Origin of the sequence: Paracoccus sp. P2 (assembly GCF_046335115.1) — a bacterium.
Classification (GTDB): domain Bacteria; phylum Pseudomonadota; class Alphaproteobacteria; order Rhodobacterales; family Rhodobacteraceae; genus Paracoccus; species Paracoccus pantotrophus.
This window is the reverse complement of the sequence record NZ_JBGOSN010000005.1, coordinates 1-23,057: the sequence shown is the minus strand read 5'-3', so window position 1 is coordinate 23,057 and position 23,057 is coordinate 1. Positions and strand designations below refer to the sequence as shown.

At 71.0% G+C, this 23,057-nt stretch carries 25 protein-coding genes, 1 pseudogene and 1 riboswitch; of the genes and pseudogenes, 22 read left to right on the top strand and 4 right to left on the bottom strand.

Annotated features, from left to right (window positions below; genetic code table 11):
* Positions 1–25: 25 nt before the first annotated feature.
* Together ACDP63_RS04750 and bluB are read left to right on the top strand one after the other, a co-directional pair.
* Positions 26–559: a hypothetical protein gene (locus ACDP63_RS04750; RefSeq protein ID WP_024843048.1), complete on the top strand. Its 534-nt coding sequence runs from the start codon at positions 26–28 to the stop codon at positions 557–559.
* A complete protein-coding gene (gene bluB, locus ACDP63_RS04745) occupies positions 559–1,182 on the top strand; it encodes a 5,6-dimethylbenzimidazole synthase (RefSeq protein ID WP_024843049.1) in 624 nt (207 codons plus the stop codon). The genes ACDP63_RS04750 and bluB overlap by 1 nt, the downstream gene beginning before the upstream one ends.
* A gap of 33 nt (positions 1,183–1,215) precedes the next feature.
* Here the strand turns inward: bluB and ACDP63_RS04740 are convergent, their stop codons facing one another.
* Together ACDP63_RS04740 and cobO are read right to left on the bottom strand one after the other, a co-directional pair.
* Positions 1,216–2,715: a hypothetical protein gene (locus ACDP63_RS04740; RefSeq protein ID WP_024843050.1), complete on the bottom strand. Its 1,500-nt coding sequence runs from the start codon at positions 2,713–2,715 to the stop codon at positions 1,216–1,218.
* A 61-nt stretch (positions 2,716–2,776) separates the two neighbouring features.
* A complete protein-coding gene (cobO, locus tag ACDP63_RS04735) occupies positions 2,777–3,388 on the bottom strand; it encodes a cob(I)yrinic acid a,c-diamide adenosyltransferase (RefSeq protein WP_024843051.1) in 612 nt (203 codons plus the stop codon).
* 37 nt (positions 3,389–3,425) lie between these two features.
* A riboswitch (cobalamin riboswitch) is annotated at positions 3,426–3,627 on the top strand.
* 75 nt (positions 3,628–3,702) lie between these two features.
* Between cobO and ACDP63_RS04730 the strand changes: the two genes are divergently transcribed.
* From ACDP63_RS04730 to cobJ, 7 genes are read left to right on the top strand one after another with little or no spacing between them, the layout of a single operon-like run.
* The gene (locus ACDP63_RS04730) at positions 3,703–4,056 is read left to right on the top strand and encodes a DUF1636 family protein (protein ID WP_024843052.1); all 354 of its coding nucleotides are present in this window, start codon (positions 3,703–3,705) and stop codon (positions 4,054–4,056) included.
* 3 nt (positions 4,057–4,059) lie between these two features.
* Entirely contained in the window at positions 4,060–5,094 is a 1,035-nt protein-coding gene (cobW, locus tag ACDP63_RS04725; RefSeq protein WP_024843053.1) for a cobalamin biosynthesis protein CobW, read from the top strand.
* Positions 5,095–5,097: 3 nt separating this feature from the next.
* Positions 5,098–8,250 (top strand): cobaltochelatase subunit CobN, encoded by a 3,153-nt coding sequence (gene cobN, locus ACDP63_RS04720; protein WP_024843054.1) that lies wholly within the window; start codon positions 5,098–5,100, stop codon positions 8,248–8,250.
* Positions 8,247–9,410 carry a precorrin-3B synthase gene (locus ACDP63_RS04715; RefSeq protein ID WP_024843055.1) on the top strand — a complete coding sequence of 388 codons (1,164 nt, stop codon included), beginning with the start codon at positions 8,247–8,249 and terminating at the stop codon, positions 9,408–9,410. The genes cobN and ACDP63_RS04715 overlap by 4 nt, the downstream gene beginning before the upstream one ends.
* A gap of 54 nt (positions 9,411–9,464) precedes the next feature.
* Positions 9,465–10,094, top strand: a complete 630-nt coding sequence (locus tag ACDP63_RS04710; protein WP_028709889.1) for a precorrin-8X methylmutase — start codon at positions 9,465–9,467, stop codon at positions 10,092–10,094.
* 2 nt (positions 10,095–10,096) lie between these two features.
* Positions 10,097–10,858, top strand: coding sequence for a precorrin-2 C(20)-methyltransferase (locus ACDP63_RS04705; protein WP_024843057.1), 762 nt, complete (start codon positions 10,097–10,099; stop codon positions 10,856–10,858).
* Complete coding sequence (cobJ, locus tag ACDP63_RS04700; protein ID WP_024843058.1) at positions 10,855–11,583, top strand: precorrin-3B C(17)-methyltransferase; 729 nt, start codon at positions 10,855–10,857, stop codon at positions 11,581–11,583. Before ACDP63_RS04705 ends, cobJ begins: the two co-directional genes overlap by 4 nt.
* On the opposite strand, the gene ACDP63_RS04695 is transcribed toward cobJ, so the two are convergent.
* Positions 11,559–12,293: a cobalt-precorrin-6A reductase gene (locus tag ACDP63_RS04695; RefSeq protein ID WP_028709888.1), complete on the bottom strand. Its 735-nt coding sequence runs from the start codon at positions 12,291–12,293 to the stop codon at positions 11,559–11,561. The genes cobJ and ACDP63_RS04695 overlap by 25 nt on opposite strands.
* Position 12,294: 1 nt before the next feature.
* Here ACDP63_RS04695 and cbiE point away from each other — a divergent pair, with 1 nt between their 5' ends.
* From cbiE to ACDP63_RS04650, 9 genes are all read left to right on the top strand, one after another.
* Positions 12,295–13,467, top strand: coding sequence for a precorrin-6y C5,15-methyltransferase (decarboxylating) subunit CbiE (gene cbiE / locus ACDP63_RS04690; RefSeq protein ID WP_024843060.1), 1,173 nt, complete (start codon positions 12,295–12,297; stop codon positions 13,465–13,467).
* A complete protein-coding gene (locus tag ACDP63_RS04685; RefSeq protein WP_024843061.1) occupies positions 13,464–13,814 on the top strand; it encodes a cobalamin biosynthesis protein in 351 nt (116 codons plus the stop codon). The genes cbiE and ACDP63_RS04685 overlap by 4 nt, the downstream gene beginning before the upstream one ends.
* The gene (gene cobM / locus ACDP63_RS04680; RefSeq protein ID WP_024843062.1) at positions 13,811–14,584 is read left to right on the top strand and encodes a precorrin-4 C(11)-methyltransferase; all 774 of its coding nucleotides are present in this window, start codon (positions 13,811–13,813) and stop codon (positions 14,582–14,584) included. The genes ACDP63_RS04685 and cobM overlap by 4 nt, the downstream gene beginning before the upstream one ends.
* Positions 14,581–15,870, top strand: coding sequence for a cobyrinate a,c-diamide synthase (locus ACDP63_RS04675; RefSeq protein WP_024843063.1), 1,290 nt, complete (start codon positions 14,581–14,583; stop codon positions 15,868–15,870). The genes cobM and ACDP63_RS04675 overlap by 4 nt, the downstream gene beginning before the upstream one ends.
* A complete protein-coding gene (gene cobF / locus ACDP63_RS04670) occupies positions 15,867–16,616 on the top strand; it encodes a precorrin-6A synthase (deacetylating) (RefSeq protein ID WP_024843064.1) in 750 nt (249 codons plus the stop codon). The genes ACDP63_RS04675 and cobF overlap by 4 nt, the downstream gene beginning before the upstream one ends.
* Entirely contained in the window at positions 16,601–16,921 is a 321-nt protein-coding gene (locus tag ACDP63_RS04665; protein WP_024843065.1) for a DUF1636 family protein, read from the top strand. Before cobF ends, ACDP63_RS04665 begins: the two co-directional genes overlap by 16 nt.
* Before the next feature lie 367 nt (positions 16,922–17,288).
* Positions 17,289–17,744 carry a c-type cytochrome gene (locus ACDP63_RS04660; RefSeq protein WP_024843066.1) on the top strand — a complete coding sequence of 152 codons (456 nt, stop codon included), beginning with the start codon at positions 17,289–17,291 and terminating at the stop codon, positions 17,742–17,744.
* Complete coding sequence (locus tag ACDP63_RS04655) at positions 17,744–18,325, top strand: cytochrome b/b6 domain-containing protein (RefSeq protein ID WP_024843067.1); 582 nt, start codon at positions 17,744–17,746, stop codon at positions 18,323–18,325. Before ACDP63_RS04660 ends, ACDP63_RS04655 begins: the two co-directional genes overlap by 1 nt.
* 101 nt (positions 18,326–18,426) lie before the next feature.
* On the top strand, positions 18,427–18,582 hold the full coding sequence (locus ACDP63_RS04650) for a hypothetical protein (protein ID WP_170160870.1): 156 nt from the start codon (positions 18,427–18,429) through the stop codon (positions 18,580–18,582).
* Between the two features lie 30 nt (positions 18,583–18,612).
* Here ACDP63_RS04650 and parC read toward each other — a convergent pair whose 3' ends face one another.
* Positions 18,613–20,856, bottom strand: a complete 2,244-nt coding sequence (gene parC, locus ACDP63_RS04645) for a DNA topoisomerase IV subunit A (protein ID WP_024843068.1) — start codon at positions 20,854–20,856, stop codon at positions 18,613–18,615.
* A 100-nt stretch (positions 20,857–20,956) separates the two neighbouring features.
* On the opposite strand from parC, the gene ACDP63_RS04640 reads away from it, so the two are divergent.
* From ACDP63_RS04640 to ACDP63_RS04625, 4 genes and pseudogenes are all read left to right on the top strand, one after another.
* Positions 20,957–21,775 carry an SDR family NAD(P)-dependent oxidoreductase gene (locus ACDP63_RS04640; protein WP_028709887.1) on the top strand — a complete coding sequence of 273 codons (819 nt, stop codon included), beginning with the start codon at positions 20,957–20,959 and terminating at the stop codon, positions 21,773–21,775.
* A gap of 24 nt (positions 21,776–21,799) precedes the next feature.
* A complete protein-coding gene (locus ACDP63_RS04635; RefSeq protein WP_024843070.1) occupies positions 21,800–21,997 on the top strand; it encodes a twin transmembrane helix small protein in 198 nt (65 codons plus the stop codon).
* A gap of 3 nt (positions 21,998–22,000) precedes the next feature.
* The gene (locus tag ACDP63_RS04630; protein ID WP_024843071.1) at positions 22,001–22,573 is read left to right on the top strand and encodes a cob(I)yrinic acid a,c-diamide adenosyltransferase; all 573 of its coding nucleotides are present in this window, start codon (positions 22,001–22,003) and stop codon (positions 22,571–22,573) included.
* Positions 22,574–22,693: 120 nt separating this feature from the next.
* Positions 22,694–23,057 (top strand): annotated as a pseudogene (locus tag ACDP63_RS04625) (electron transfer flavoprotein subunit beta/FixA family protein); the annotation flags it as partial.

Here is a 23,057-nt window from a genome sequence, read left to right as displayed (position 1 = left end):
CTGTTCCATGAAACGGGGAAAAGACATGGATCGCTCGATCCCGATGCTGCTGATCGGTCTGGTCTTCGGCGGCGGCATGGGCTTCGTCATCGCCGCCGCCAACGGCATCACGCTGGACGGCCACGACCACGGCGCGCATGGCCATGGCGCCCAAGCCGCGGCGCATGACCACGGCGCGCCCATCGACCTGCCCGCCGGCAGCGCCACCGCCGCGGCCCGGCTGGAGCCCGACAGCACCGCGGGCTGGAACCTGTTCATCAAGGCCGAGGGCTTCTGCTTTGCCCCCGAACATGCCGGGCTGGCCGACCGCCGGGGCGAGGGCCATGCGCATCTTTACCTCAACGGCGCCAAGATCGCCCGGCTCTACGGCCCGGCCCATCACCTCGACGCGCTGGGGCCCGGAGACCGGCTGCGGGTCGAGCTGAACTCGAACGACCACCGCCCGCTGACCGTCTCCGGCTGGCCGCTTGCCGTCGAGCTGACCGTGCCCGACCGGCCGGTGGGCATCCGCGCCGGGGCCGCGGGCCTGCCCGACAGCGCGATCTGCGCGGCGCCGTGATGGAGTTCGGCGCCGAGGACAAGGCCGCCTTGCAGCGCATCCTGCGCTGGCGCCGCGACGTGCGGCATTTCCGCGACGCCCCGGTCCCCGAACCGCTGCTGGAGGAATTGCGCGCGGCGATGGAACTGTCGCCCTCGGTCGGCAATGCCCGGCCCTGGCGGGTGATCCGCGTCGAAAGCCCCGATCTGCGCGCCGCGATCCGCGCCGATTTCCTGCGCTGCAATGCCCAGGCCGCCACCCGCTACCAGGGCCGGCAGCGGCAGGCATACGATGCGCTGAAGCTGGCCGGGCTGGACCGCGCCCCGGTCTGGCTGGCCGTCTTTACCGAGATCGACCCCTCCGAGGGCCACGGTCTTGGCCGCGCCACCATGCCGCAGACCCTGCGGCAATCGACGGCCATGGCGATCCATGCGCTGTGGCTGGCGGCACGGGTGCGCAACCTGGGGCTTGGCATGGTCTCGATCCTCGATCCGGCGCGGATCGGCCCGCTGCTCGCGGTGCCCGAAAGCTGGGAGTTCTCGGCGCTGCTCTGCCTGGGCTGGCCCGAGTTCACCGACGACACGCCGCTGCTGCACCGCACCGGCTGGCAGGAAAACACCGCCCCCGGCTGGCAGCGGCGCTGAAAGGCCCCACCGCATCCGGCGGGGCCGCCTGGTTCAGGGCTGCGAGGTGGCCGGGCCCATGGGCTGGCCGTTGACGGTAAAGGGCCCGCCGCCCTCGGGCATCTGGATGTCCCAGAGATGCTCGCCGCTCGCGCCGGGCTTGGCCATGGCGCGGGCCATGCGCAGCATCATCAGCGGCTGGCCGGCCTCTTCCTGCGGGGCGGCGGCCAGCGCCGCCTCGACCTTGTCGAGCCCCATGGCCGAGATCAGCACCGCGCCGGTGGGCGCAGCCCCCGGACCCGCCGCGATATCGGCGCGATAGTCGATCCGGTAGCCGTCGCCCTTGATCTGCGAGGGCGCAAGCGTCAGGTCGGCCGTGCCCCTGGGCAGCAGCGCCGCCTGCAACTGTTCGGGTACCAGCCGGGCAAAAGGCTCGTCGGCGGCCAGGTCGAACCCCTCGATCAGCATCTTCGCCGGTGCCGCCAGATCGAAGCCCGAAGCGGTGAAGTCCAGCGTCATCTCTTGCGGCAGGATCGGCACGGCCCAGGGCGGCAGCACGCCTTCGGGCACGGTCAGGCCCGACAGCGCCACCCGTTCGTGCAGCCGGCCGTCGGCGGTGGCACCGGACAGGCCGATCGCCACCTTGGTCGAGGCAAGGCCGAACTCGCCCAGCGGAGAGCCGATCTTCAGGTCGTGCAGCACCGCATCCATCGACAGGTCTTCCCATAGCGGCATGGCCGCGGCCAGCTTGTCGCGCAGCCCGTCCTGCGCGCCCTTGATCAGTTCCTCGGACGGATGGGCGACGAACCAGGAAAGCAGGGACAGCACGCCTTCGCTGCGCATGCCGGTGATCTGGCCGCTGCCCTCGTAGCCCGGCGCGGTGATCTGGAAGGTCATCGGCTGGCCGCCCGGACCCATCAGGATCTCCTGCGACTGCTCCAGCCCCTCGGCGGTGAAGCTCATGGCCTGATCGACGCCGCCGGCCTTGCCGGGCGCGCCGTTCACCGACCATTCCATTCGCGCCGTGCGCTGGTGATCGCGCGAAACCACCTGCGGCTCGGCCGAGGGCTGGTCGGGCGCGGTTTCGGCAGCAGGCAGCGGCGGCGCATATTGCACCGATTCGATGACGTAATCCGTCATCACCGCCTTCTGTTCGCGAAAGCTCATCAGCGATTCGTCCCAGATGCCGGTCGATTCGACCCTGGTCGAGCCCTTCTGCTCGAACATCTTCGGCACCACCACCGACCAGCTCAGCACCTGGTCCTCGCTGACGCCCCAGCTGCCGTCGCCATTGTCGGTCAGCCGATAGGTCAGGGCCGAGACGCTGACCTGGGCCTGATCGGCCGGAACCTGCGCCAGAAGCGGCGCCGGATCGATGCGCAGCTCATAGCTTTCGCCCTGCGGGGTGACGGCGACCACGCCCTCGGTGCCGCCGAAATAGGTCTGGAAAACGCCGCGCAGCCTTTGGGCCCCCTCATCGGTGGCGGGCACCGCCCAGGCCGCCGAGACGGGGCAGATCGCCAGCAGTGCCACAAGGCCTTGTCTCGCAAACATGTTCGAACATCCTTTCGAAAAATCACTCGTTCTGCACCAGCGGCAGATGACAGGAAACGGGCTAGAACTCCACCCCAGGCTGGGCCTTGATGCCGTCGCGGAAGGGGTGCTTGACCTGCTCCATCTCGGTCACAAGATCGGCCAGCGCGACAAGTTCCGGCTTGGCATTGCGCCCGGTCAGCACGACATGGGTCATCGGCGGCTTTTCGCTGCGCAGGAAGTCCAGCACCTCGTCCAGGTCCAGGTAGTCATAGCGCAGGGCGATGTTGATCTCGTCCAGCAGGACCATGCGGATCTGCGGATCGCGGATCAGTTCCTTGGCCTTTTCCCAACCGGCGCGGGCGGCGGCGATGTCGCGCGCCTTGTCCTGCGTCTCCCAGGTGAAGCCCTCGCCCATGGCGTGAAACTGGCACAGACCGGCGAAATGCGCGGTCAGCAGCCGCCGCTCGCCCGTGTCCCAGGCGCCCTTGATGAACTGCACCACCGCGCAGGGCATGCCATGGGCGATGCAGCGCAGGATCATGCCAAAGCCGGACGAGGACTTGCCCTTGCCCTTGCCGGTATGGACGATGACCAGGCCCTTCTCGCCCTGCTTCTCGGCCATCATCCGGTCGCGGGCAGCCTTGATCTTCGCCATCTTCTCGGCATGGCGGGCGTTGTCGTCGGTCTGCATCGGGCACTCCTTCGCTTGACAAGTCGGGACCGGGCGCGCACAGACAGGGGGCGCTGGTTCCTGTCCTACGACAGGCGAAGAGGGAATGCGACAGGCAACCGCCTGGAAGCAGCCGCCCCCGCGACCGTGACCGGAAAGGTCGCCCCATGGCCACTGGCGAAAGCCGGGAAGGCGGGGCGGCCGTGGGCCAAAGCCCGAATCCGCAAGCCGGGAGACCTGCCAGCGCGCGAAGGATTGACCGGCGGACGGGGTGTTCCCGCTGGGGCTTGGGCGCTGGTCCCCTGCCTCGTGCCGCCTTGAGGGATGAAGGGCGCATGACAGTCACGCTGCATGTCTGCATCACCTGCCGCGCCGGCCAGCCGGTGCTTGAGGGCGAGCCGGTGCCCGGCGCGCGGCTGCATGACGCGCTGGCAGCCGAAGGCGCACCGGATGGCGTGCGCATCGTCCCGGTCGAATGCCTGTCCGCCTGCGCCAGCGGCGCCGCCATCGCGCTGTCGGCGCCGGGCCGCTGGACCTATGTCTATGGCCGCATGTCGGCCGAGGACGCCCCCGAGATCCTGCTAGGCGCCGCCGCCTATGCCCAGGCCCCCGACGGCATCGTGCCCTGGCGCGAGCGCGTCACGATTTTCCGCAAGCGCAGCCTCGCGCGCATTCCCCCGATCGGATAAGAAATGAGCGACCTGACCAAGACCCCCGTGACCGTCATCACCGGCTTTCTCGGCGCCGGCAAGACCACGCTGATCCGCCACCTGATGCTGAACCCGCAGGGCAAGCGGCTGGCGGTGCTGGTCAACGAATTCGGCACCATGGGCGTCGACGGCGAGATCCTGAAATCCTGCGCCGACGAGAACTGCCCGGCCGAGAACATCATGGAGCTGTCGAACGGCTGCATCTGCTGCACGGTGGCCGACGATTTCATCCCGACGCTGGAGCGGCTGATGGCGATGCCGGTGAAACCCGACCACATCCTGATCGAGACCTCGGGCCTTGCCCTGCCCAAGCCCTTGCTGAAAGCCTTCGACTGGCCCGCCATCCGCTCGCGCATCACCGTGGACGGGGTGATCGCGCTGGCCGATGCCGAAGCCGTCGCTGCCGGCCGCTTCGCCCCGGACGAGGCCGCCGTCGAGGCGCAGCGCGCCGCCGACGACAGCCTCGACCACGAAACGCCCCTGTCCGAGGTGTTCGAGGACCAGATCGCCTGCGCCGACATCGTGCTGCTGTCCAAGGCCGACCTGGCCGGCGAGGACGGGCTGGCCGCCGCCCGCGCGGTGATCGAGGCCGAGGCGCCGCGCAAGCTGCCGATCCTGCCGTTGACCGATGGGGTGATCGACCCGCGGGTGATCCTTGGGCTGGGCGCGGCGGCCGAGGACGACCTTGCCGCCCGCCCCAGCCATCACGACGGCGCCGACGACCACGAACATGACGATTTCGACTCGGTGGTGATCGAGCTGGCCGAGATCGCCGACCCCGGCGAGCTTGCCACCCGCATCGAGCGGCTGGCGCGCGAGCAGAACATCCTGCGCGTCAAGGGCCATGTCGCCGTCGCCGGCAAGCCCATGCGCCTGCTGGTCCAGGCCGTGGGCGAACGGGTGCGGCACCAATACGACCGGCCCTGGGGCGACGGGCCCCGCGCCTCGCGCCTTGTCGTCATCGCCGAGCATGACGATATCGACGAGGCCGCGATCCGGGCGGTCCTGGCCGCGTAAGCCATGCACGTCGTCTTCCGCGAAAGCCGTGGGCTTGAGGAAACCGAGGTCCCGACCGACCCCGGCCAAAGCCCCGCCGACCTGGTGGTGCTGTCCTATTCCGACAGCGACCTCGGCGCTTTCGCGGCGGGCTGGCACCGGGCGGCCGGCGGCCTGCCCACGCTGCGGCTGTGCAACCTCGCGGCGCTGCGGCACCCGGTCTCGGTCGATCAATATGTCGAGGCGACGCTTTCGGGCGCCCGCGCCGTGCTGGTCCGGCTGATCGGCGGCGAGCCCTATTGGCCCTATGGCGTGGCCAGCCTTCAAGACCTCGCCCATCGCTGCGGCATCGCGCTGGCCTTCCTGCCGGCGGACGGGCGCCCTGATCCCACGCTGGACCGTTTCTCGACCCTGCCGGTGCCGCTGCTGCGCCGGCTTTCGGCGCTCTGCGACCAGGGCGGCGCGGTCGCGGCGCAGATGGCACTGGCGGAACTGGCGCAGGCGGCAGGACTGCCCGCCGCCCCGGTCCGTGGCGAGGCCGCGATCCCGGATTTCGGCTTCTACGACCCCGACCGCGGCGTGATCGACCGCCCCGAGCCCGGCCTGCTGGTCAGCTTCTATCGCAGCTACCTGACCGCCGCCGACCTTGCGCCGGTGGATGCGATGATCCGCGCCCTGCGCGCGGCGGGGCTGGCGGCGACCGGGGTCTTTGCGCCCTCGCTCAAGGCGCCGGGCTTTGCCGAGTGGCTGGCGCCGCACCTGCCCGGCCTTATCGCGGTGGTGAACCTGACCGCCTTTTCCGCCCGCGACGATGCCGGCGCCACGCCCTTCGACGGTGCGGATTGCCCGGTCTTCCAGGTGGCGCTGTCCACCGCCCCCCGCGCGCTCTGGGCAGCCGAGGAGCGCGGCCTGTCCGCCGCCGATCTGGCCATGCATGTCGTGCTGCCCGAGGTCGATGGCCGCATCTTCCTGGGCGCGATCAGCTTCAAGCAACCGCAAGAGCGCGACCCCGACCTGCAATTCGCCCGCGTGATCCACGCCCCGGACACGGACCGCATCGAGGCTGCGGTGGCGCGGGTCACGGCCTGGCACCGGCTGCGGCAGGCGACACGCCGGGCGGTGGTGCTCTCCACCTATCCCGGCAAGGCGCATCAGCTTGCCCATGCCGTGGGGTTAGACGCGCTGGCATCATGCGGCACGATCCTTGGCATCCCGCATGACGACCTCGGCCACCGGCTGATGGCCGAGCGCATCCATTGGCCGCTTTCGGACTACCGGCAGGCGCTGGCCCGCCTGCCCCGACGCCTGCAGGACGACCTGCAGGCGGCATGGGGCGAGCCGCCGGCCCAGGGCTTCCGTTTCGCCGCCCTCCGCCACGGCGCAGACCTGATCGCCCTGCAGCCCGAGCGCGGCGAGGTGAAGACCCGCGCCGACGATTACCACGACCTGACGCGCACCCCGCGCCACGACTACGTTGCCTTCTACCTCTGGTTGCGGACGCAGGCGGAGGTGCTGATCCACATGGGCGCGCATGGCACGCTGGAATGGCTGCCGGGGAAATCCGTGGCGCTGTCCGATGAATGCTGGCCCGAGGCGCTGCTGGCCGACCTGCCCGTGGTCTATCCCTTCATCGTCAACGATCCGGGCGAGGCCGCGCAGGCCAAGCGCCGGCTGTCCGCGGTGACGCTGGGCCATATGCCGCCGCCGCTGGTCGACTCCGCCATCCCCGAGAACCTGGCGCATCTGGAGCGGCTGCTGGACGAATATTCCACCGCCGACGGGCTGGACCCGCGCCGCCGCGACCGGCTGATCGCGGCCATCCGCGACGAGGCCCGCGCGGCAGGGGTGGAATCCGACCTGGGCCTGCCTCCCGATGCCGCGGCCGCCGAGGCGATCCCGCTGATCGACCGCTTCCTCTGCGATCTCAAGGACAGCCGGTTCGGCGACGGGCTGCACATCTATGGCACCGCCCCTGGCGAAACCGAGGGGCTGGCCCGGGCGCTCTCGGGCCATCGCGTGGCGCCCGGCCCCTCCGGCTCGCCGGCGCGGGGACGGCTGGACGTGCTGCCGACCGGGCGCAACCTCTTCGCCGTCGATCCGCGCGCCGTGCCCTCGCGCAATGCCCATGCGCAAGGGGTGAAGCTGGCCGAGGAGCTGCTGCGCCGCCACCTGCAGGACCATGGCGACTGGCCCAAGGGGCTGGTCGTCGACCTGTGGGGCAGCGCCACCATGCGCACGGCGGGCGAGGAATTTGCCATGGCGCTGCATCTCGCCGGCCTCAGCCCGCGCTGGGACGGCGCCTCGGGGCGGGTCGCGGGCATCGAGATCCTGCCGCTGGCCGAACTCGGCCGGCCGCGCATCGACGTGACGCTGCGGGTCTCGGGCCTGTTCCGCGACATCTTCCCCGGCCTCGCGCAGCTTTTCGAGATCGGGGCCGAGGCGCTCTCCACCCGCGACGAAGCCCCGGCGGACAATCCCTACTGCAGCCGCGCCCCCCGCGTCTTCGGCCCGAAACCGGGGCTCTACGGCCTCGGCCTCGCCAACCTGGCCGAAAGCTTCACCGATCAGGCCCGGCAGGCGGCGGGCGAGGCATGGCTGGCCGCCGCCTCCCACGCCATCGGCGCCGATGGCCGGATCACCCACCAGCCGCAGGCGATCCGCGACCGCCTGGCCCAGGCCGATGCCTTCGTCCACGCGCAGGATCTGCCGGAATCCGACCTGCTTCTGGCCGGCGACTATGCCGCGCATGAGGCGGGCTTCGCCGCCGCCATGGCCCGGATCGGCGCACCGGCGCCCGCGCTCTACCACCTCGACGCCACCCGCCCCGGCCAGCCCCGCGCCCGGACCCTGACCGAGGAAATCGCCCGCGTCACCCGCGCCCGCGCCGCCAACCCGGCCTGGGCCGACGGCATGATGCGGCACGGCTTTCGCGGCGCGGCCGAGATCGCGGCGACGCTCGATCACATGGCCGCCTTCGCCAATCTGGCCGGCGTGGTGCCCAGCCATCTCTTCGACCTCTATCACGACGCGACGCTGGGCCGGCCCGAGGTCGTGGCCTTCATGGAACGCGAAAACCCCGCCGCGCTCGCCGCCATGCGCGCGCTGTTTGCGCGGCTGCTCGAATCGGGCCTCTGGGTCAGCCGCCGCAACTCGGTGCTGGCGGAGCTGGCGCCATGAGCTTCACGGTCAAGGGCTGGTGCCCCGGCGCCCTGCGGCCGATGCAATCGGGCGACGGGCTGGTCCTGCGCATCCGGGCACGGAACGGTCGGCTGGAACCGGGCCAGGCACGGCTGATCGCGGCACTATCGGCGCGGCACGGCAACGGGCTGATGGACCTGACCAGCCGCGCCAACCTGCAATTGCGCGGACTGGACCCTTCCGGCCATGCCGCGACCGTCGCCGCCCTGGCCGGCATCGGCCTGATCGACGACGACCCGGAATCCGAAGCGCGGCGCAACGTGATCCTGTCGCCCTTCGCCCCGGTGGGCGGCCCGGCCTGGCAACTGGCCGAGGCCATCGCCCAGGCGATGACCGCGCCCGATGCGCCGCAGGTGCCCGGCAAGTTCGGCTTTGCCGTCGATGCCGACCCGCCGGTGCTGACCGACACGCCCGCGGACATCAGGCTGCGCCCGCAGGGTCCGGGATGGCTGATCGTGCCGGACGGCGGCGATTGGGCGCTCAAGGCCGATAACACCGCCCAGGCCGCCACCCGCGCCATCGCCCTGGCGCATTGGTTCATGCAAGGCGGCGTTCAGGACGGCCGCGGACGGATGCGCGGCCACCTGCGCCGCAGCCCCGCCCTGCCCCATGGCGCGACCCCGCTGGCATCCTTTCCGTTTTCCAAATACCCCTGCGACAGCGCCACCGGAACCGCCGGCGCCCATCCGCCCGGCCCCGGCCCGGCACCGAACGGCTGGCTGCTGGGCTTCGCCTTCGGCCAGGTCACGCCCCGGCAGCTGGCCGCCGCCGCCGCCATCGGCCCGCTGCGGCTGACCCCCTGGCGCGCGCTCCTGATCGAGGGCGCCACCCGCCCGCGGATCCGGGGCGCCATCCTCGACCCCGACGATCCGCTGCTGCGCATCCATGCCTGCACCGGCGCGCCCGGCTGCCCGCAGGCGCTGGCCGATGTCCGCGCCCTGGCCCGCAGCCTCGCCCCGCGGCTCGAACCCGGCCAAAGCCTGCATGTCAGCGGCTGCGCCAAGGGCTGCGCGCATCGGGGGCCGGCCGCGATCACGCTGGTCGCCACCGCGCCCGACCGCTTCGACCTGATCCGGGGCGGCGGTACCCGCGATCCCGCCGCGCAAGGCGGGCTGGCGCCCGACCGCATCCCGCTCTGACCTTGCCCAATGCCCGCTTGCATGAGATAGCCGCGAAAATCCCAGGGAACCCCGATGCTGCACCAATACGAAACCGACGGCGCCCGGATCTACGCGCAGTCATTCGCCACCATCCGCGCCGAGGCCGACCTCGCCCGCTTCTCCGCCGAGGAAGAGCCGGTGGTGGTGCGCATGATCCATGCCGCCGGGCTGGTGGGGCTGGAACGCGACGTGGTCTTCTCGGCCGGCATGGCCGCGGCGGCGCGTCAGGCGCTGGAGGACGGCGCGCCGATCCTCTGCGATGCGCGCATGGTCAGCGAGGGCATCACCCGCGCCCGCCTGCCCGCCGCGAACCGGGTCATCTGCACGCTGAACGACCCGCGCGTGCCGGACCTTGCGGCGCAGATGGGCAATACCCGCAGCGCCGCGGCGCTGGAGCTGTGGCGCGACGACCTGGATGGCGCCGTGGTCGCCATCGGCAATGCGCCGACGGCTCTGTTCCACCTGCTCAACATGCTCCGCGACCCGGCCTGCCCGCGCCCGGCCGCGATCATCGGCTGCCCGGTGGGCTTTGTCGGCGCGGCGGAATCCAAGGCGGCGCTGATCGACGACCTGCCCGCACCGGCGCTGGTGGTGCGCGGGCGGCTGGGCGGCTCGGCCATCACCGTCGCCGCCGTCAACGCGCTGGCCAGCCGGAAGGAATGACCATGGGCCCCCAAACCGGAAAGATCATCTGCGCCGGGCTCGGCCCCGGCGATCCCGACCTGATCTCGGTCCGCGCCGACCGGGCCATCCGCGGCGCGCGGCAGATCGCCTATTTCCGCAAGAAGGGCCGCGCCGGCCAGGCCCGCCGCATCGTGGCCGAACTGCTGGCCCAGGACGTGATCGAACATGCGATGGAATATCCGGTCACGACCGAGATCCCCTTCGACAGCCCGGAATACAATCGCCTGCTCTCGGCCTTCTACGACGACTGGACCGCGCGGCTGGCGCGGCTGGCCACCGACAGCGACGTGGTGGTGCTGTGCGAGGGCGACCCGCTGTTCTACGGCTCGTTCATGCATCTGCACGCGCGGCTGCAAGGCATCGTCCCGGTCGAGATCATCCCCGGCATTCCCGGCATGACCGGCTGCTGGAACGCCATCGGCCAGCCGATGACCTGGGGCGACGACGCCATGACCGTGCTGATGGGCACCCTGCCCGAGGCCGAGCTGGCCCGCCACATGCGCGCCGCCGACGCGGTGGTGGTGATGAAGACCGGCCGCAACCTGCCCAAGATCGCCCGCGCGCTGGCCTCGGCCGGGCGCATGGCCGACGCCTGGCTGGTCGAGCGCGGCACCATGCCCAGCCAGCGCGTGACCCCCCTGGCGCAGGCCGACCTGGAGGCCTGCCCCTATTTCGCCACCGTGCTGGTGCATGGCAACGGCCGCCGGCCGCTGTCCGATTCCGCCGCGGATGCCGCCGAATGACGGGCTGGGTCGCGGTGGCTGGCCTCGGGCCGGGCGCGGATGCGCTGGTCACGCCCGAGGTCCGGGCGGCGCTGGCCGAGGCCACCGATGTCGTGGGCTACATCCCCTATGTCGCCCGCGTCGCCCCGCGCGACGGGCTGGCGCTGCACCCCTCGGACAACCGGGTCGAGCTGGACCGCGCCCGCCTCGCGCTGGACCTGGCGGCGGACGGCAAGCGGGTCGTGGTGGTCTCCTCGGGCGATCCGGGGGTCTTCGCCATGGCCTCGGCGCTGTTCGAGGCGCTGGAGGGGCGTGGCGAGGCCCCCGATATCCGCATCCTGCCCGGCATCACCGCCATGCTGGCCGCCGCCGCCCGGATCGGCGCGCCGCTGGGGCATGATTTCTGCGCCATCAACCTGTCGGACAATCTGAAACCCTGGCCGCTGATCGAAAAGCGCCTGCGCCTGGCGGCCGAGGCGGATTTCGCCATGGCCTTCTACAACCCGCGCTCGAAATCCCGGCCCGAGGGTTTCGCCCGCGCCCTGCAGATCCTGCGCGAATGCTGCGGCCCCGACCGGCTGATCTCCTTCGCCCGCGCCGTCTCGACCCCGGACGAGGCGATCCGCACCGTCACCCTGGCCGATGCGCGGCCCGAGATGGCCGACATGCGCAGCGTCATCATCCTGGGCAACAGCGCCACGCGGCGGGTGGGCAAATGGGTCTATACCCCGCGATCCGCGCCATGAAGCCAAGCCATGACCTCGGCCGGCGTGGCGACGACGCGGCGCAGTGGCAGCACGGGCCGGTCGATCATCACCACCGGCAGGCCCAGCGCGCGTGCGGCAGCCAGCTTGGCCTGGGCTGCCTGGCCCCCGGCATTCTTGGCGACGACATGGGCGATGGCGTGGCGCCGCATCAGCGCCATGTCGCCCGCGACGGTGAAGGGCCCGCGCGAGACGATCAGCGTGGCATCGCGCAGGGGATGCGCCGCCACCTCGGCGAAACGCAGCATCCAGACATGGTTCAGCCCCACGAAAGGTTGCAGGTTCTGCCGGCCGATGGCCAGGAACACCGCAGAACCGTCGCCCGGCAGCGCGCGGGCAGCCGCCTGGTAATCGGCGACGCGGGTCCAGCGATCGCCCGGCTCTGCGGCCCATGGCGGCCGCTCCAGCGCGATCAGCGCCGTGCCGGTGGCGCAGCAGGCGGCGACGGCATTGCGGCTCATGCCCTCGGCAAAGGGGTGGGTGGCGTCGATGACATGGCTGATTCGCTCGGCCCGCAGGTAGTCGGCCAGCCCTTCGGGGCCGCCGAAGCCGCCGATGCGCGTGGGCAAGGGCTGCACCACCGGCTTCCTGGTGCGGCCGGCATAGGAATAGACCGCGTCCATCCCGGCCTCGGCCAGCGCATGGGCCATGGCCCCCGCCTCGGTGGTGCCGCCCAGCAAAAGGATGCGCATCATGCCTGATCCCTGGCTTTCCATCATCGGTATCGGCGAAGATGGACCGGCCGGTCTACCGCCTGCAAGCCGCGATGCGCTGGATCGGGCGGAAATCGTCTTCGGCGCTCCCCGGCACCTGGAACTAGCGGGCATCGCGGGGCCGCGGGGCCGGGAATGGCCGGTGCCCTTCGGCCTGGAGCCGCTGCTGGCCCTGCGCGGGCGGGCGGTGGCGGCGCTGGTCTCGGGCGATCCGTTCTGGCACGGCGCCGGCGGCAGCATCGCCGCCGTTCTGCAAGCGGGCGAATGGCGGGCCTTTCCCGCGCCCGGCACGTTTTCGCTGGCCGCCGCAAGGCTGGGCTGGCGGCTGGAGGAGATCGCCTGCCTGGGCCTGCATGCCGCGCCCCTTGCCCGGCTGCGCCCGGTGATGGCGCGCGGCGCGCGGGCGATCTGCCTCTTGCGCGACGGCGGCGCCCCGGCCGCCCTGGCGGAGTGGCTGGTGGCGCAGGGACTGGGCGCGACCCGCATGGTGGTGCTGGAGGCGCTTGGCGGCCCGCGCGAGCGCATCCGCGCCGCGCGGGCACAGGGCTTCGCGCTGGGCTGCGCAGCCCCGGTGGCGGTGGCGCTGGATGGCGCGGACCTGCCACCGGGCGCGGGCCTGCCGCGCGGCTTCGGCCTGCCCGACGACAGCTTCGCCCATGACGGCCAGATCACCCGCCGCGCCATCCGGGCGATGACGCTGGCGGCGCTGGGGCCGCGGGGGAGCGAGATGCTGTGGGACATCGGCGGCGGCTCGGGCTCGGTCAGCGTCGAATGGTGCCTGAACGGCGGCCATGCCGTGACCATCGAGCCCCGCGCCGACCGCATCGCCAATATCGCCGCGAATATCGAGGCGTTCGGGCTGGCCGGCCGGATGCGCGCCATCCATGGCACCGCACCCGAGGCGCTGGCCGGCCTGCCGCCGCCCGACGCAATCTTCATCGGCGGCGGCGCTTCGGCCACGCTGATCGACGCCCTGCCCCCGGCCCGGCTGGCGGTGAACGCGGTGACGCTGGAGACCGAGGCGCTGCTGATCGCGCTCCACGCCGCGCGCGGCGGCAGCCTGACCCGCATCGCGCTGGAGGAGGCCGCGCCGCTGGGCCGGATGCGCGGCTGGACCCCGGCGCGCAGCGTCACGCAATGGAGCTGGCCATGAGGGTCGCGGGCATCGGCTTTCGCCGGGCGGCAAGCCTCGCCTCGCTGGCCGACGCGCTGGCCCGCGCCGGTTCGGCGGATGCGCTGGCGACCAGCCCGGCCAAGGCGGATGCGCCGGTGATGCGGGCGCTGGCCGCCCGGACCGGCCTGCCGCTGATCGCCGTCGAGGTCGCCGGCATCGCCACCCCCACCCGATCGCCGCGCATCCTGGCGCGCCACGGCACCGGCTCGCTGGCCGAGGCCGCCGCCTTGGCCGCCCTCGGCCCCGGCGCGCGCATCACCGCGCCGCGCGTCATCTCGCAAGACGGCATGGCCACCGCCGCCATCGCAGAAGGAGACCCCGCATGACCGTCCATTTCATCGGCGCCGGCCCCGGTGCGGCCGACCTGATCACCCTGCGCGGCCGCGACCTGATCGCCGCCTCGCCGGTCTGCCTTTATGCCGGTTCGCTGGTGCCCCAGGCGCTGCTGAGCCATTGCCCGCCCGGCGCGCGGATCGTGAACACCGCGCCGATGGACCTCGACCAGATCATCGCCGAGATCGCCGCCGCGCATCAGGCCGGCCAGGACGTGGCGCGGCTGCATTCGGGCGACCTGTCGGTCTGGTCGGCCATGGGCGAGCAGTTGCGGCGGCTGCGCCACCTCGGCATCCCCTATGACGTGACGCCGGGCGTGCCGTCCTTTGCCGCCGCCGCCGCGGCGCTGGGGGCGGAGCTGACCCTGCCGGGCATCGCGCAATCGGTGGTGCTGACCCGGACCTCGGGCCGCGCCTCCTCGATGCCCGAGGGCGAGACCTTGGCCAATTTCGCCGCCACCGGCGCCACGCTGGCCATCCACCTGTCGGTGCATGTGCTGGACCGCGTGCAGGCGGAGCTGGTGCCGCATTACGGCGAGGATTGCCCGGTCGCGGTGGTGTTCCGCGCCAGCTGGCCCGACCAGCGCATCATCCGCGCCACGCTGGCCACGCTGGACCCCGGCATCGGCGCAGGCGAGCGCACGGCGCTGATCCTGGTCGGCCCAGCACTGGCGGCCGAGGGCTTCGACGAAAGCCGCCTCTATGCCGGCGATTACGACCGCCGCTTCCGCCCCGTGGGCACCGCACCGCGGTTTCCCGAATGAAGGGGCTGGTCATCAGCGCCCCCGCCTCGGGCAGCGGCAAGACCACGGTCACGCTGGGGCTGATCGCGGCCTTGCGGGCGCGCGGTCTGGTGGTGCAGCCCTTCAAGAGCGGGCCGGACTATATCGACCCCGCCTTTCACCGCGCCGCGGCGGGACGCGAATCCCATAACCTCGACAGCTGGGCCATGGACCGGGCGCAGATCGCGCATCTGATCGGCACGGCCGCGGACGCCGATATCGCGCTGGCCGAGGGCTCGATGGGGCTGTTCGACGGCGTGGCGCGCGCCGGCGGCTGCGGCAACGGCGCCAGCGCCGATATCGCCGCGCTGACCGGCTGGCCGGTGCTGCTGGTCATGGATTGCAAGGGCCAGGCGCAATCCGCCGGTGCCGTGGCGCTGGGATTCCGCGAGATGCGCCGCGACGTGCATCTGGCAGGGGTGGTGCTGAACCGCGTCGCCTCGCCCCGCCACGAAGCCTTGATGCGGCACGCGCTGGACCAGCTTTCGATCCCGGTGCTGGGCGTGCTGCCGCGCGAGGCCGGGATCGAACTGCCCGAGCGGCACCTGGGCCTGGTCCAGGCACAGGAGCACGCCGCGCTGGAGGCGCTGCTGACGGCGGCGGGCGAGGCGGCGGCGCGGCACCTGGACCTTGACGCCATCGTCGCTGCCGCCGCGGGCGGGATCGCGGCGGAACCCTTTCGCCCGCTGCCGCCGCCGGCCGAGCGCATCGCGCTGGCGCAGGATGACGCCTTTTCCTTCGTCTATCCGCATCTCATTGCCGGCTGGCGGGCGGCGGGGGCCACGCTCCTGCCGTTTTCGCCGCTGGCCGATCAGGCGCCGGACAACAGCGCCGGGGCCTGCTGGCTGCCCGGCGGCTATCCCGAACTGCATGCGGGCCGGCTGGCCGCGGCCGGCCGCTTCCACGACGGGCTGCGGCGCTTTGCGGAAACGCGGCCGGTGCATGGCGAATGCGGCGGCTACATGGCCATGGGCGCCGGGCTGGTCGATGCCCAGGGCACACGGCATCAGATGGCCGGGCTGCTGGGGCTGGAGACCAGCTACGCGCAGCGCCGGATGCACCTGGGCTATCGCCGGGCCGAGCCCCTGACCGGGCTTTATCGCCAGCCGCTGGCCGGGCACGAGTTCCACTATGCCACCATCCTGGCCCAGCCCGACGAACCGCTGGCCTGCGTCACCGACGCCAATGGCGATGCGGTACCCGAGACCGGCTCGTGCCGCGGCCAGGCCACCGGCAGCTTCTTCCACCTGATCGGAGCGGCGCCATGATCGAGCTTGCGCTGATCGGCATCGGCACCGGCAGCCCCGGCCACCTGACGCGCGAGGCCATCGCCGCCATGGCCGATGCCGACCTGATCCTGATCCCCTCGAAGGGCGGGGACAAGGCCGACCTGGCCGAGCTGCGCCGCGCGCTTTGCCGGCAGGTTCTGGCCAGCCCGCCGCCGCTGGCGGTGTTCGACATGCCCACGCGCGACGTCTCGGACGGCTACCGCCAGGGCGTCGAGGCCTGGCACGACGCCATCGCCGCCCGCTGGGAACAGGTGATCCGCGCCCATGGCGCCATCCGCCCGGCGCTGCTGGTCTGGGGCGACCCCTCGCTTTACGACAGCACGCTGCGCATCGCGGAACGGGTGGCGCGGCGCCTGCCGCTGAACCTGCGGGTGATCCCCGGCATCACCGCCATCCAGGCGCTTTGCGCCGCCCATGCCATACCGCTGAACGCGGTAGCGGCGCCGGTGCTGATCACCACCGGCCGGCAGATCCGCGACCATGGCTGGCCCGAGACGGTGGACCGGCTGGTGGTCATGCTGGACGGCGAATGCTCGTTCCAAAACCTGGACGCCCAGGGGCTGCATATCTGGTGGGGTGCCTTCCTGGGCATGCGCGAGCAGATCCTGATCCGCGGACCGCTGCCCGAGGTCGCCGGGCGCATCCTGGAGACCCGCGCGCGGGCACGGGCCGAGCATGGCTGGATCATGGACATCTATCTGCTGGACCGATGCCGGTCACGCTGACCCTGCCGCCGGGCCCCGAGGCCGACGCGCTGGCCGATGCCCTGGCCGACACGCTGCGCAGGCTTGGCCCGGACATCGCCCTGCGCCGCGCCGCCCTGCACGCCCGCGACGCCCGGCCGGTGCTGATGGCCCTGCAGGCGCCGGGGCGCGGCGCCTATCTGTTCCACGGCCTGCGCCCCGCGGATGCCGGCGACATCGCGGCCACGATCCGCGCCTATCTGGCGGCGGCGGATGGCTGGATCACGGACGCCCGGCCCTGCGGCCGGCTGCGCCTTTGCCTGAAGCTGCGCATCCCGGCAGGCTGAAAAGCCGCCGCCCATGCCCACGCGGAGGGAGGAGACGCGGCATGGACGGCGGTCGCTCATGAAGCACCCCGTGCGGCGCGGGGTAACGGGATACTGCCCCGTCCAGTTCAGATTGCACCCACGGCGCGGCCGGGCGCAAGCCCCGCAGCACTGCGCAACCGGGATAGGAGCGGCTTTGCCCAAATCCTGACCATCGCGGCGGGCCGGCGGTGAAAAAACCACGGTTCGGCGAACGGTAAACCCCGCCCGGCCATGGGTTTTCACGAAAATGGCATCGGCGCATGCGTTGGCAGGCGCAGCAGGCTGTGCAACTCTGACGCGGCGCGAACCCGATTGCAGCCCTATGCCACAAGAAAGGAACGACGACATGCGCCTGATTCTCACTGCCGCCGCCCTTGCTGCGGTTCCGCTGGCCAGCCTGGCCCAGGACGATCCGGTCACGCAAGCCATCGAGGCCCGGCACGGCTTCTATCAGATGCTGGCCATCAACATGGGCACGCTTTCGGGCATGGCCAAGGGCGAGCTAGCCTATGACGAGGCCGCGGCCAGCCGCGCCGCCGCCAATATCGAGGCGCTGACACAATACGACCTGCCCAGCCTGTTCGTCGAGGGCAGCAGTTCGGCCGAGGCCCAGGACAGCGCGGCCAAGCCCGACATCTGGTCCAATCCCGAGGATTTCCGCACGAAATTCGCCGGGCTGGGCGAGGCGGCGACCGGCGCCTCGGATGCGGTCAAGGGCGGCGCCGGAGAGGTCGGTGCCGTGGTGCAGAAACTGGGCGGCGCCTGCAAGGCCTGTCACGACAATTACCGCGAAAAGAGCTGATGAAAGGCCCGGTGCGCGAGGTCCGGCTATGGGATCCGCTGCTGCGCGGGTTCCATTGGCTGCTGGCCTTTTTCGTCATCGCGGCCTGGTGCCTGGGCCAGTTCGGCCCGGCCAAGATGACGCTGCATTTCTGGTGCGGCTATGTCGTGGCGGGCCTGCTGGTCTTTCGCCTGGTCTGGGGCTTCGTCGGTCCGGCCCCGGCGCGGTTCTCGCATTTCATCCGGGGACCGGGGGCCATCGCCGGCTATATGCGCGGCCTGCTGCTGCGCGAGCCCAGCTATTGGCCCGGCCACAACCCGCTGGGCGCGCTGTCGGTGCTCGCCATGCTGGCGGTGCTGGCGGCGCAGGTCAGCAGCGGGCTGATCTCGGATCCCGACGACTATATCAATGTCGGCCCGCTGGCCTCCTATGTCAGCGGCACGACGCGCTCCAAGGCGGTGGGCTGGCACAACCTGGGCGCCAATCTGGTTCTGGTCCTGGTGCTGCTGCATGTCGCGGTGATCCTGTTCTATCGCTACTGGAAACGCGAGGATCTGGTGCGGCCGATGATTACCGGCCGCAAACAGGTTCGTGAGGAATAGGCGGCGGAATTGATCGAATCGCCCGCGCATGTCAGGCTGGGGCATGCCGGGCCCGTGCCCTGGCCTGTCCGGCATGCCTGAACCGCACGAAGGAGCCGATGATGATCAGCAAGACCGTCGCCCTCGCGCTGGCTTTCTCGATGGTCGCCATTCCCGCGCTTGCAGACTGCCCCGGCCACAAGAAGGTCTCCAGCGACCAAACGGCGGCGACCACGCCGACCGAAAGCCCGGCCCCCGCGCCGAGCGTGAACAGCTAGCGAAAAGGGCGGGACCAGACCCGCCCTTTCTCAGTTGAACCTGTTGTCGCGCGGAAAGCCGCGCGGCGCCATGTAGCCTGCGCCCGCCCGCTTGCCGAGCCAAGCGGCAAGGTCGGGTTCGCTGCGCGTCCGGCCGCCGGTTTCCTGCCAGCGCAGCCCCTCGGCCAGGGTGATGCAGATCGCATCGGACAGGCCGCCATCCTTGTATTTCTGCAGCCGCACGCCCTTGCCGCGCGCCATTTCCGGCAGTTCCGACAGCGGGAAGACCAAGAGCTTGCGGTTCTGGCCGACCACCGCCACGTGGTCGCCGGTCACGCGCCGGCACAGCGCCGCCGCGCCGTTCAGCACCTGCTTGCCGGCGCGGGTCTGCGCCAGGATGTCGGTCGCGGCGACGATGAACCCGTCCCCGGCCTTCGAGGCGACCAGGTAACGCTCGCCCTCGCGCCAGGGAAAGAGATCGATCACCGCGGCATCGTTGGGCAGGTCGATCATCAGCCGCAAGGGCTCGCCCATGCCGCGCCCGCCGGGCAGGCTGTTCGCCGGCAGGGTGTAGAAGCGGCCATTGGCGGCAAAGACCATCAGCTTGTCGGTGGTCTCGGCATGGATCGCCATGAAGGGACCGTCCCCATCCTTGAACTTGACCTCGGCGTCCAGCGGCTGATGGCCCTTCATGGCGCGGATCCAGCCCATCTTCGACAGGATGACGGTGATCGGCTCGCGCTCGATCATCGCATCCATGTCGATCTCGGCCACCTCGCCAGCCTCGCCGATCTCGGTTCGGCGCTGGCCGCCGGGGGCGGACTTGCCGAACTTGGCCCGCGTTTCGCGCAGCTCCTCGGCGATCCTGGCCCATTGCGCGCCCTCGTCGGCCAGCATGGCCGCCAGGCCCTCGCGCTCGCGGGTCAGGTTCTCGTGCTCGGCGCGCAGCTCCATTTCCTCAAGCCGGCGCAGCGCGCGCAGGCGCATGTTCAGGATCGCCTCGACCTGCACCTCGGACAGCCTGAATTCGGCGATCATCACCGCCTTCGGATCGTCCTCGTGCCGGATGATCTCGATCACCCGGTCGAGGTTCAGGAAGGCGATCATGTAGCCTTCGAGCACCTCCAACCGCGCCGCGATCTTGTCCAGCCGGTGATTCGAGCGCCGCACCAGCACCTCGCGCCGGTGGTCGAGGAAGGCGCGCAGCACCTCTTTCAGCGAGCAGACCTTGGGCACGCGGCCGTCGATCAGCACGTTCATGTTCAACCCGAATCGCACCTCCAGGTCGCTGACCCGGAACAGCGCCGCCATCAGCTGTTCGGGGTCCACGGCGCGGGTGCGCGGCTCCAGCACGATGCGGATGTCCTCGGCCGATTCGTCGCGGACATCGGCCAGGATCGGCACCTTCTTCAGCTGGATCACCTCGGCCAGCCGCTCGATCAGCTTGGATTTCTGCACCTGATAGGGGATCTCGGTGACGACCACCTGCCACTGGCCGCGGCCCAGATCCTCGACCGACCAGCGCGCCCGCAGCCGCAGGCTGCCGCGGCCGGTCCGGTAGGCCTCGGCGATGGTTTCGCGCGATTCGACCAGCACGCCGCCGGTCGGGAAATCCGGGCCGGGGATGATGCTGACCAGCGTGTCGTCGCGGGCATCCGGCGCCTTGATCAGATGCAGGCAGGCGTCGATCACCTCGTGCAGGTTGTGCGGCGGCACGTTGGTCGCCATGCCCACCGCGATGCCCGAGGCGCCGTTGCACAGCAGGTTCGGAAAGGCGGCGGGCAGCACGATGGGCTCTTCCAGCGTGCCGTCGTAGTTGGGGCGGAAATCGACCGCGTCCTCGGCCAGCCCCTCCATCAGCGCCTCGGCAGCAGCGGTCAGGCGGGCCTCGGTATAGCGGCTGGCGGCAGGGTTGTCGCCGTCGATATTGCCGAAATTGCCCTGCCCGTCCACCAGCGGATAGCGCATGGCAAAGGGCTGGGCCAAGCGCGCCATCGCGTCATAGATCGCGGCATCGCCATGCGGGTGATAATTGCCCATCACGTCGCCGCTGATCTTGGCCGATTTGCGGAACGCGCCGCTGGGCGAAAGCCTGAGTTCGCGCATGGCGAACAGGATGCGGCGATGCACCGGCTTCAGCCCGTCGCGGGCATCGGGCAGCGCCCGGTTCATGATCGTCGACAGCGCATAGGTCAGGTAGCGCTCGCCGATGGCGCGCGACAGCGGCTCGGACGTGGTCTGATCCGCGCTGGGATCGGGCGGGGTCGGATCTGGAAGGTTCGGATCGTCGGACATGGCCGATTGAATAGGCCCGCGCGTCGCCCCGGTCCAGCCGGAAATGCGCGGCTTGCGCAAGGCCCGGCCTTGGCGCAAAACCGCCGGCAAGGAGGCGCGCATGAAGACCGTTCTGATCACCGGCTGTTCCTCGGGCATCGGGCTGGACGCGGCGCGCCACATGCGCGGGCGCGGCTGGCGCGTCATCGCCACCTGCCGCAAGCCCGAGGATATCGAGGCCCGCCGCGCCGAGGGCTTCGACACCCTGCCGCTGGAACTGGGCTGCGAGGACAGCGTGGCCCGCTGCGCCGAAGCCGCGCTGGCGCTGGGGCGCATCGACGCGCTGGTCAACAACGCCGCCTTCGCCATCCCCGGCGCCGCCGAGGACCTGCCGCGCGGCGCGCTCCGCGCGATCTTCGAGGCGAACCTGTTCGGCACCCATGACCTGACGCGCCGGCTGCTGCCGCATTTCCGCGCGCATGGCGGGCGGGTGGTCAACATCAGCTCGGTCCTGGGCCTGGTCGGCATCCCCTGGCGCGGCGCCTATGTGGCGACGAAATTCGCGCTGGAGGGGCTGACCGACGTGCTGCGCGTCGAGATGGCCGATACCGGGGTCAAGGTCATCCTGATCGAGCCCGGTCCCATCGGCACGAAGATCCGGCTGAACTCGATCCCGCATTTCGAACGCTGGATCGACTGGCAGTCGAGCCCGCGCGCCGAGCAATACCGCCGCACGCTGCTGAAGCGCCTCTACGAACCGGCCGCGAAGAAGGACCGCTTCGAACTGCCGCCCGCGGCGGTCAGCGCCCGCATCGCCCAGGCGCTGGAAAGCCCGAGGCCCCGCCCGCGCTATTACGTCACCACGCCGACCCATGTCTCGGGCATCGGGCGACGGCTTCTTTCCACGCGCGCTCTGGACTGGTTCGCGCGCCGCAGCTAGGCTTCGCGCCGAAAGGGCCCGCCCATGCATGACAAACCGCTGTTCTACCTGCTCGCGATCTGCTGCCTTGCGGTGGTGGTGATCCTGGCCACCGGCATCGGCGGCTTCGCGCGCGGCGGCGAATTCAACCGCAAGCACGGCAACCGCATGATGCGCTGGCGCATCATCGCCCAGGCCATCGCCATCGCGGTCTTCCTGCTTTATCTCTGGGTCAGGAGCTAGCCGATGGTCGTGCTGAACAAGATCTACACCCGCACCGGCGACAAGGGCGAAACCGCGCTGTCCAATGGCGAGCGCGTGCCCAAGCACTCCCAGCGGGTCGAGGCTTACGGCACGGTGGACGAGCTCAACGCCACGCTGGGCCTTGCCCGCCTGCATGCCACGGGCGAGATCGCGGCGCGCATCGCGGTGATCCAGAACGACCTTTTCGACCTCGGCGCCGACCTGTCGCGCCCGCGCATGGACGAGGATGCTGAGGCGCCCTATCCGGTGCTGCGCATCATCGACGCCCAGGTCGAGCGGCTGGAATCCGAGATCGACGCGATGAATGCCGGGCTTTCGGCCCTGCGCAGCTTCATCCTGCCGGGCGGCTCGGCGCTCGCGGCGCATCTGCACCTGTCGCGCACCGTGGCGCGGCGGGCCGAGCGCGCCGCCGTGGCGCTGGCAGCGACCGAGGATGCGAATCCCGCCGCGGTGAAATATCTCAACCGCCTGTCGGACTGGCTGTTCGTGGCGGGGCGCGTCGCCAATGAAAACGGCGCGCAGGATATCCTGTGGGTGCCAGGAGCCAGCCGTTAGCGACAACATGGCGGAATGGAAATGTTACGACGCGTTACGGTCGTTTTTTCCCTGTCATTGCCGCCGACGGCCCGCTAACAAACCCTCCGAACAGGTGACGCAACCAAAGGGGAGAGGCCGATGAAGATCCTCGTGCCAGTGAAGCGGGTGATCGACTACAACGTGAAGGCGCGGGTTCGCGCGGATGGCACGGGTGTCGATCTGGCGAATGTGAAGATGTCGATGAACCCGTTCGACGAGATCGCGGTGGAGGAGGCGATCCGTCTGAAGGAAGCCGGCAAGGCCGAGGAGGTGATCGCGGTCAGCATCGGCGTCAAGCAGGCGGCCGAGACGCTGCGCACCGCGCTGGCCATGGGCGCCGACCGGGCGATCCTGGTGGTGGCCGCCGATGACGTGCATCAGGACATCGAGCCCTTGGCGGTGGCGAAGATCCTGGCCAAGGTCGCCGAAGCCGAGGGCACCGAGCTGGTCATCGCCGGCAAGC

Excerpts from the sequence above, each read along its gene's own strand:
- ACDP63_RS04750 (WP_024843048.1), top strand. The coding sequence starts at position 26 with ATGGATCGCTCGATCCCGATGCTGCTGATCGGTCTGGTCTTCGGCGGC.
- bluB (WP_024843049.1), top strand. The coding sequence starts at position 559 with ATGGAGTTCGGCGCCGAGGACAAGGCCGCCTTGCAGCGCATCCTGCGC.
- ACDP63_RS04740 (WP_024843050.1), bottom strand. The coding sequence starts at position 2,715 with ATGTTTGCGAGACAAGGCCTTGTGGCACTGCTGGCGATCTGCCCCGTC.
- cobO (WP_024843051.1), bottom strand. The coding sequence starts at position 3,388 with ATGCAGACCGACGACAACGCCCGCCATGCCGAGAAGATGGCGAAGATC.
- ACDP63_RS04730 (WP_024843052.1), top strand. The coding sequence starts at position 3,703 with ATGACAGTCACGCTGCATGTCTGCATCACCTGCCGCGCCGGCCAGCCG.
- cobW (WP_024843053.1), top strand. The coding sequence starts at position 4,060 with ATGAGCGACCTGACCAAGACCCCCGTGACCGTCATCACCGGCTTTCTC.
- cobN (WP_024843054.1), top strand. The coding sequence starts at position 5,098 with ATGCACGTCGTCTTCCGCGAAAGCCGTGGGCTTGAGGAAACCGAGGTC.
- ACDP63_RS04715 (WP_024843055.1), top strand. The coding sequence starts at position 8,247 with ATGAGCTTCACGGTCAAGGGCTGGTGCCCCGGCGCCCTGCGGCCGATG.
- ACDP63_RS04710 (WP_028709889.1), top strand. The coding sequence starts at position 9,465 with ATGCTGCACCAATACGAAACCGACGGCGCCCGGATCTACGCGCAGTCA.
- ACDP63_RS04705 (WP_024843057.1), top strand. The coding sequence starts at position 10,097 with ATGGGCCCCCAAACCGGAAAGATCATCTGCGCCGGGCTCGGCCCCGGC.
- cobJ (WP_024843058.1), top strand. The coding sequence starts at position 10,855 with ATGACGGGCTGGGTCGCGGTGGCTGGCCTCGGGCCGGGCGCGGATGCG.
- ACDP63_RS04695 (WP_028709888.1), bottom strand. The coding sequence starts at position 12,293 with ATGCGCATCCTTTTGCTGGGCGGCACCACCGAGGCGGGGGCCATGGCC.
- cbiE (WP_024843060.1), top strand. The coding sequence starts at position 12,295 with ATGCCTGATCCCTGGCTTTCCATCATCGGTATCGGCGAAGATGGACCG.
- ACDP63_RS04685 (WP_024843061.1), top strand. The coding sequence starts at position 13,464 with ATGAGGGTCGCGGGCATCGGCTTTCGCCGGGCGGCAAGCCTCGCCTCG.
- cobM (WP_024843062.1), top strand. The coding sequence starts at position 13,811 with ATGACCGTCCATTTCATCGGCGCCGGCCCCGGTGCGGCCGACCTGATC.
- ACDP63_RS04675 (WP_024843063.1), top strand. The coding sequence starts at position 14,581 with ATGAAGGGGCTGGTCATCAGCGCCCCCGCCTCGGGCAGCGGCAAGACC.
- cobF (WP_024843064.1), top strand. The coding sequence starts at position 15,867 with ATGATCGAGCTTGCGCTGATCGGCATCGGCACCGGCAGCCCCGGCCAC.
- ACDP63_RS04665 (WP_024843065.1), top strand. The coding sequence starts at position 16,601 with ATGCCGGTCACGCTGACCCTGCCGCCGGGCCCCGAGGCCGACGCGCTG.
- ACDP63_RS04660 (WP_024843066.1), top strand. The coding sequence starts at position 17,289 with ATGCGCCTGATTCTCACTGCCGCCGCCCTTGCTGCGGTTCCGCTGGCC.
- ACDP63_RS04655 (WP_024843067.1), top strand. The coding sequence starts at position 17,744 with ATGAAAGGCCCGGTGCGCGAGGTCCGGCTATGGGATCCGCTGCTGCGC.
- ACDP63_RS04650 (WP_170160870.1), top strand. The coding sequence starts at position 18,427 with ATGATCAGCAAGACCGTCGCCCTCGCGCTGGCTTTCTCGATGGTCGCC.
- parC (WP_024843068.1), bottom strand. The coding sequence starts at position 20,856 with ATGTCCGACGATCCGAACCTTCCAGATCCGACCCCGCCCGATCCCAGC.
- ACDP63_RS04640 (WP_028709887.1), top strand. The coding sequence starts at position 20,957 with ATGAAGACCGTTCTGATCACCGGCTGTTCCTCGGGCATCGGGCTGGAC.
- ACDP63_RS04635 (WP_024843070.1), top strand. The coding sequence starts at position 21,800 with ATGCATGACAAACCGCTGTTCTACCTGCTCGCGATCTGCTGCCTTGCG.
- ACDP63_RS04630 (WP_024843071.1), top strand. The coding sequence starts at position 22,001 with ATGGTCGTGCTGAACAAGATCTACACCCGCACCGGCGACAAGGGCGAA.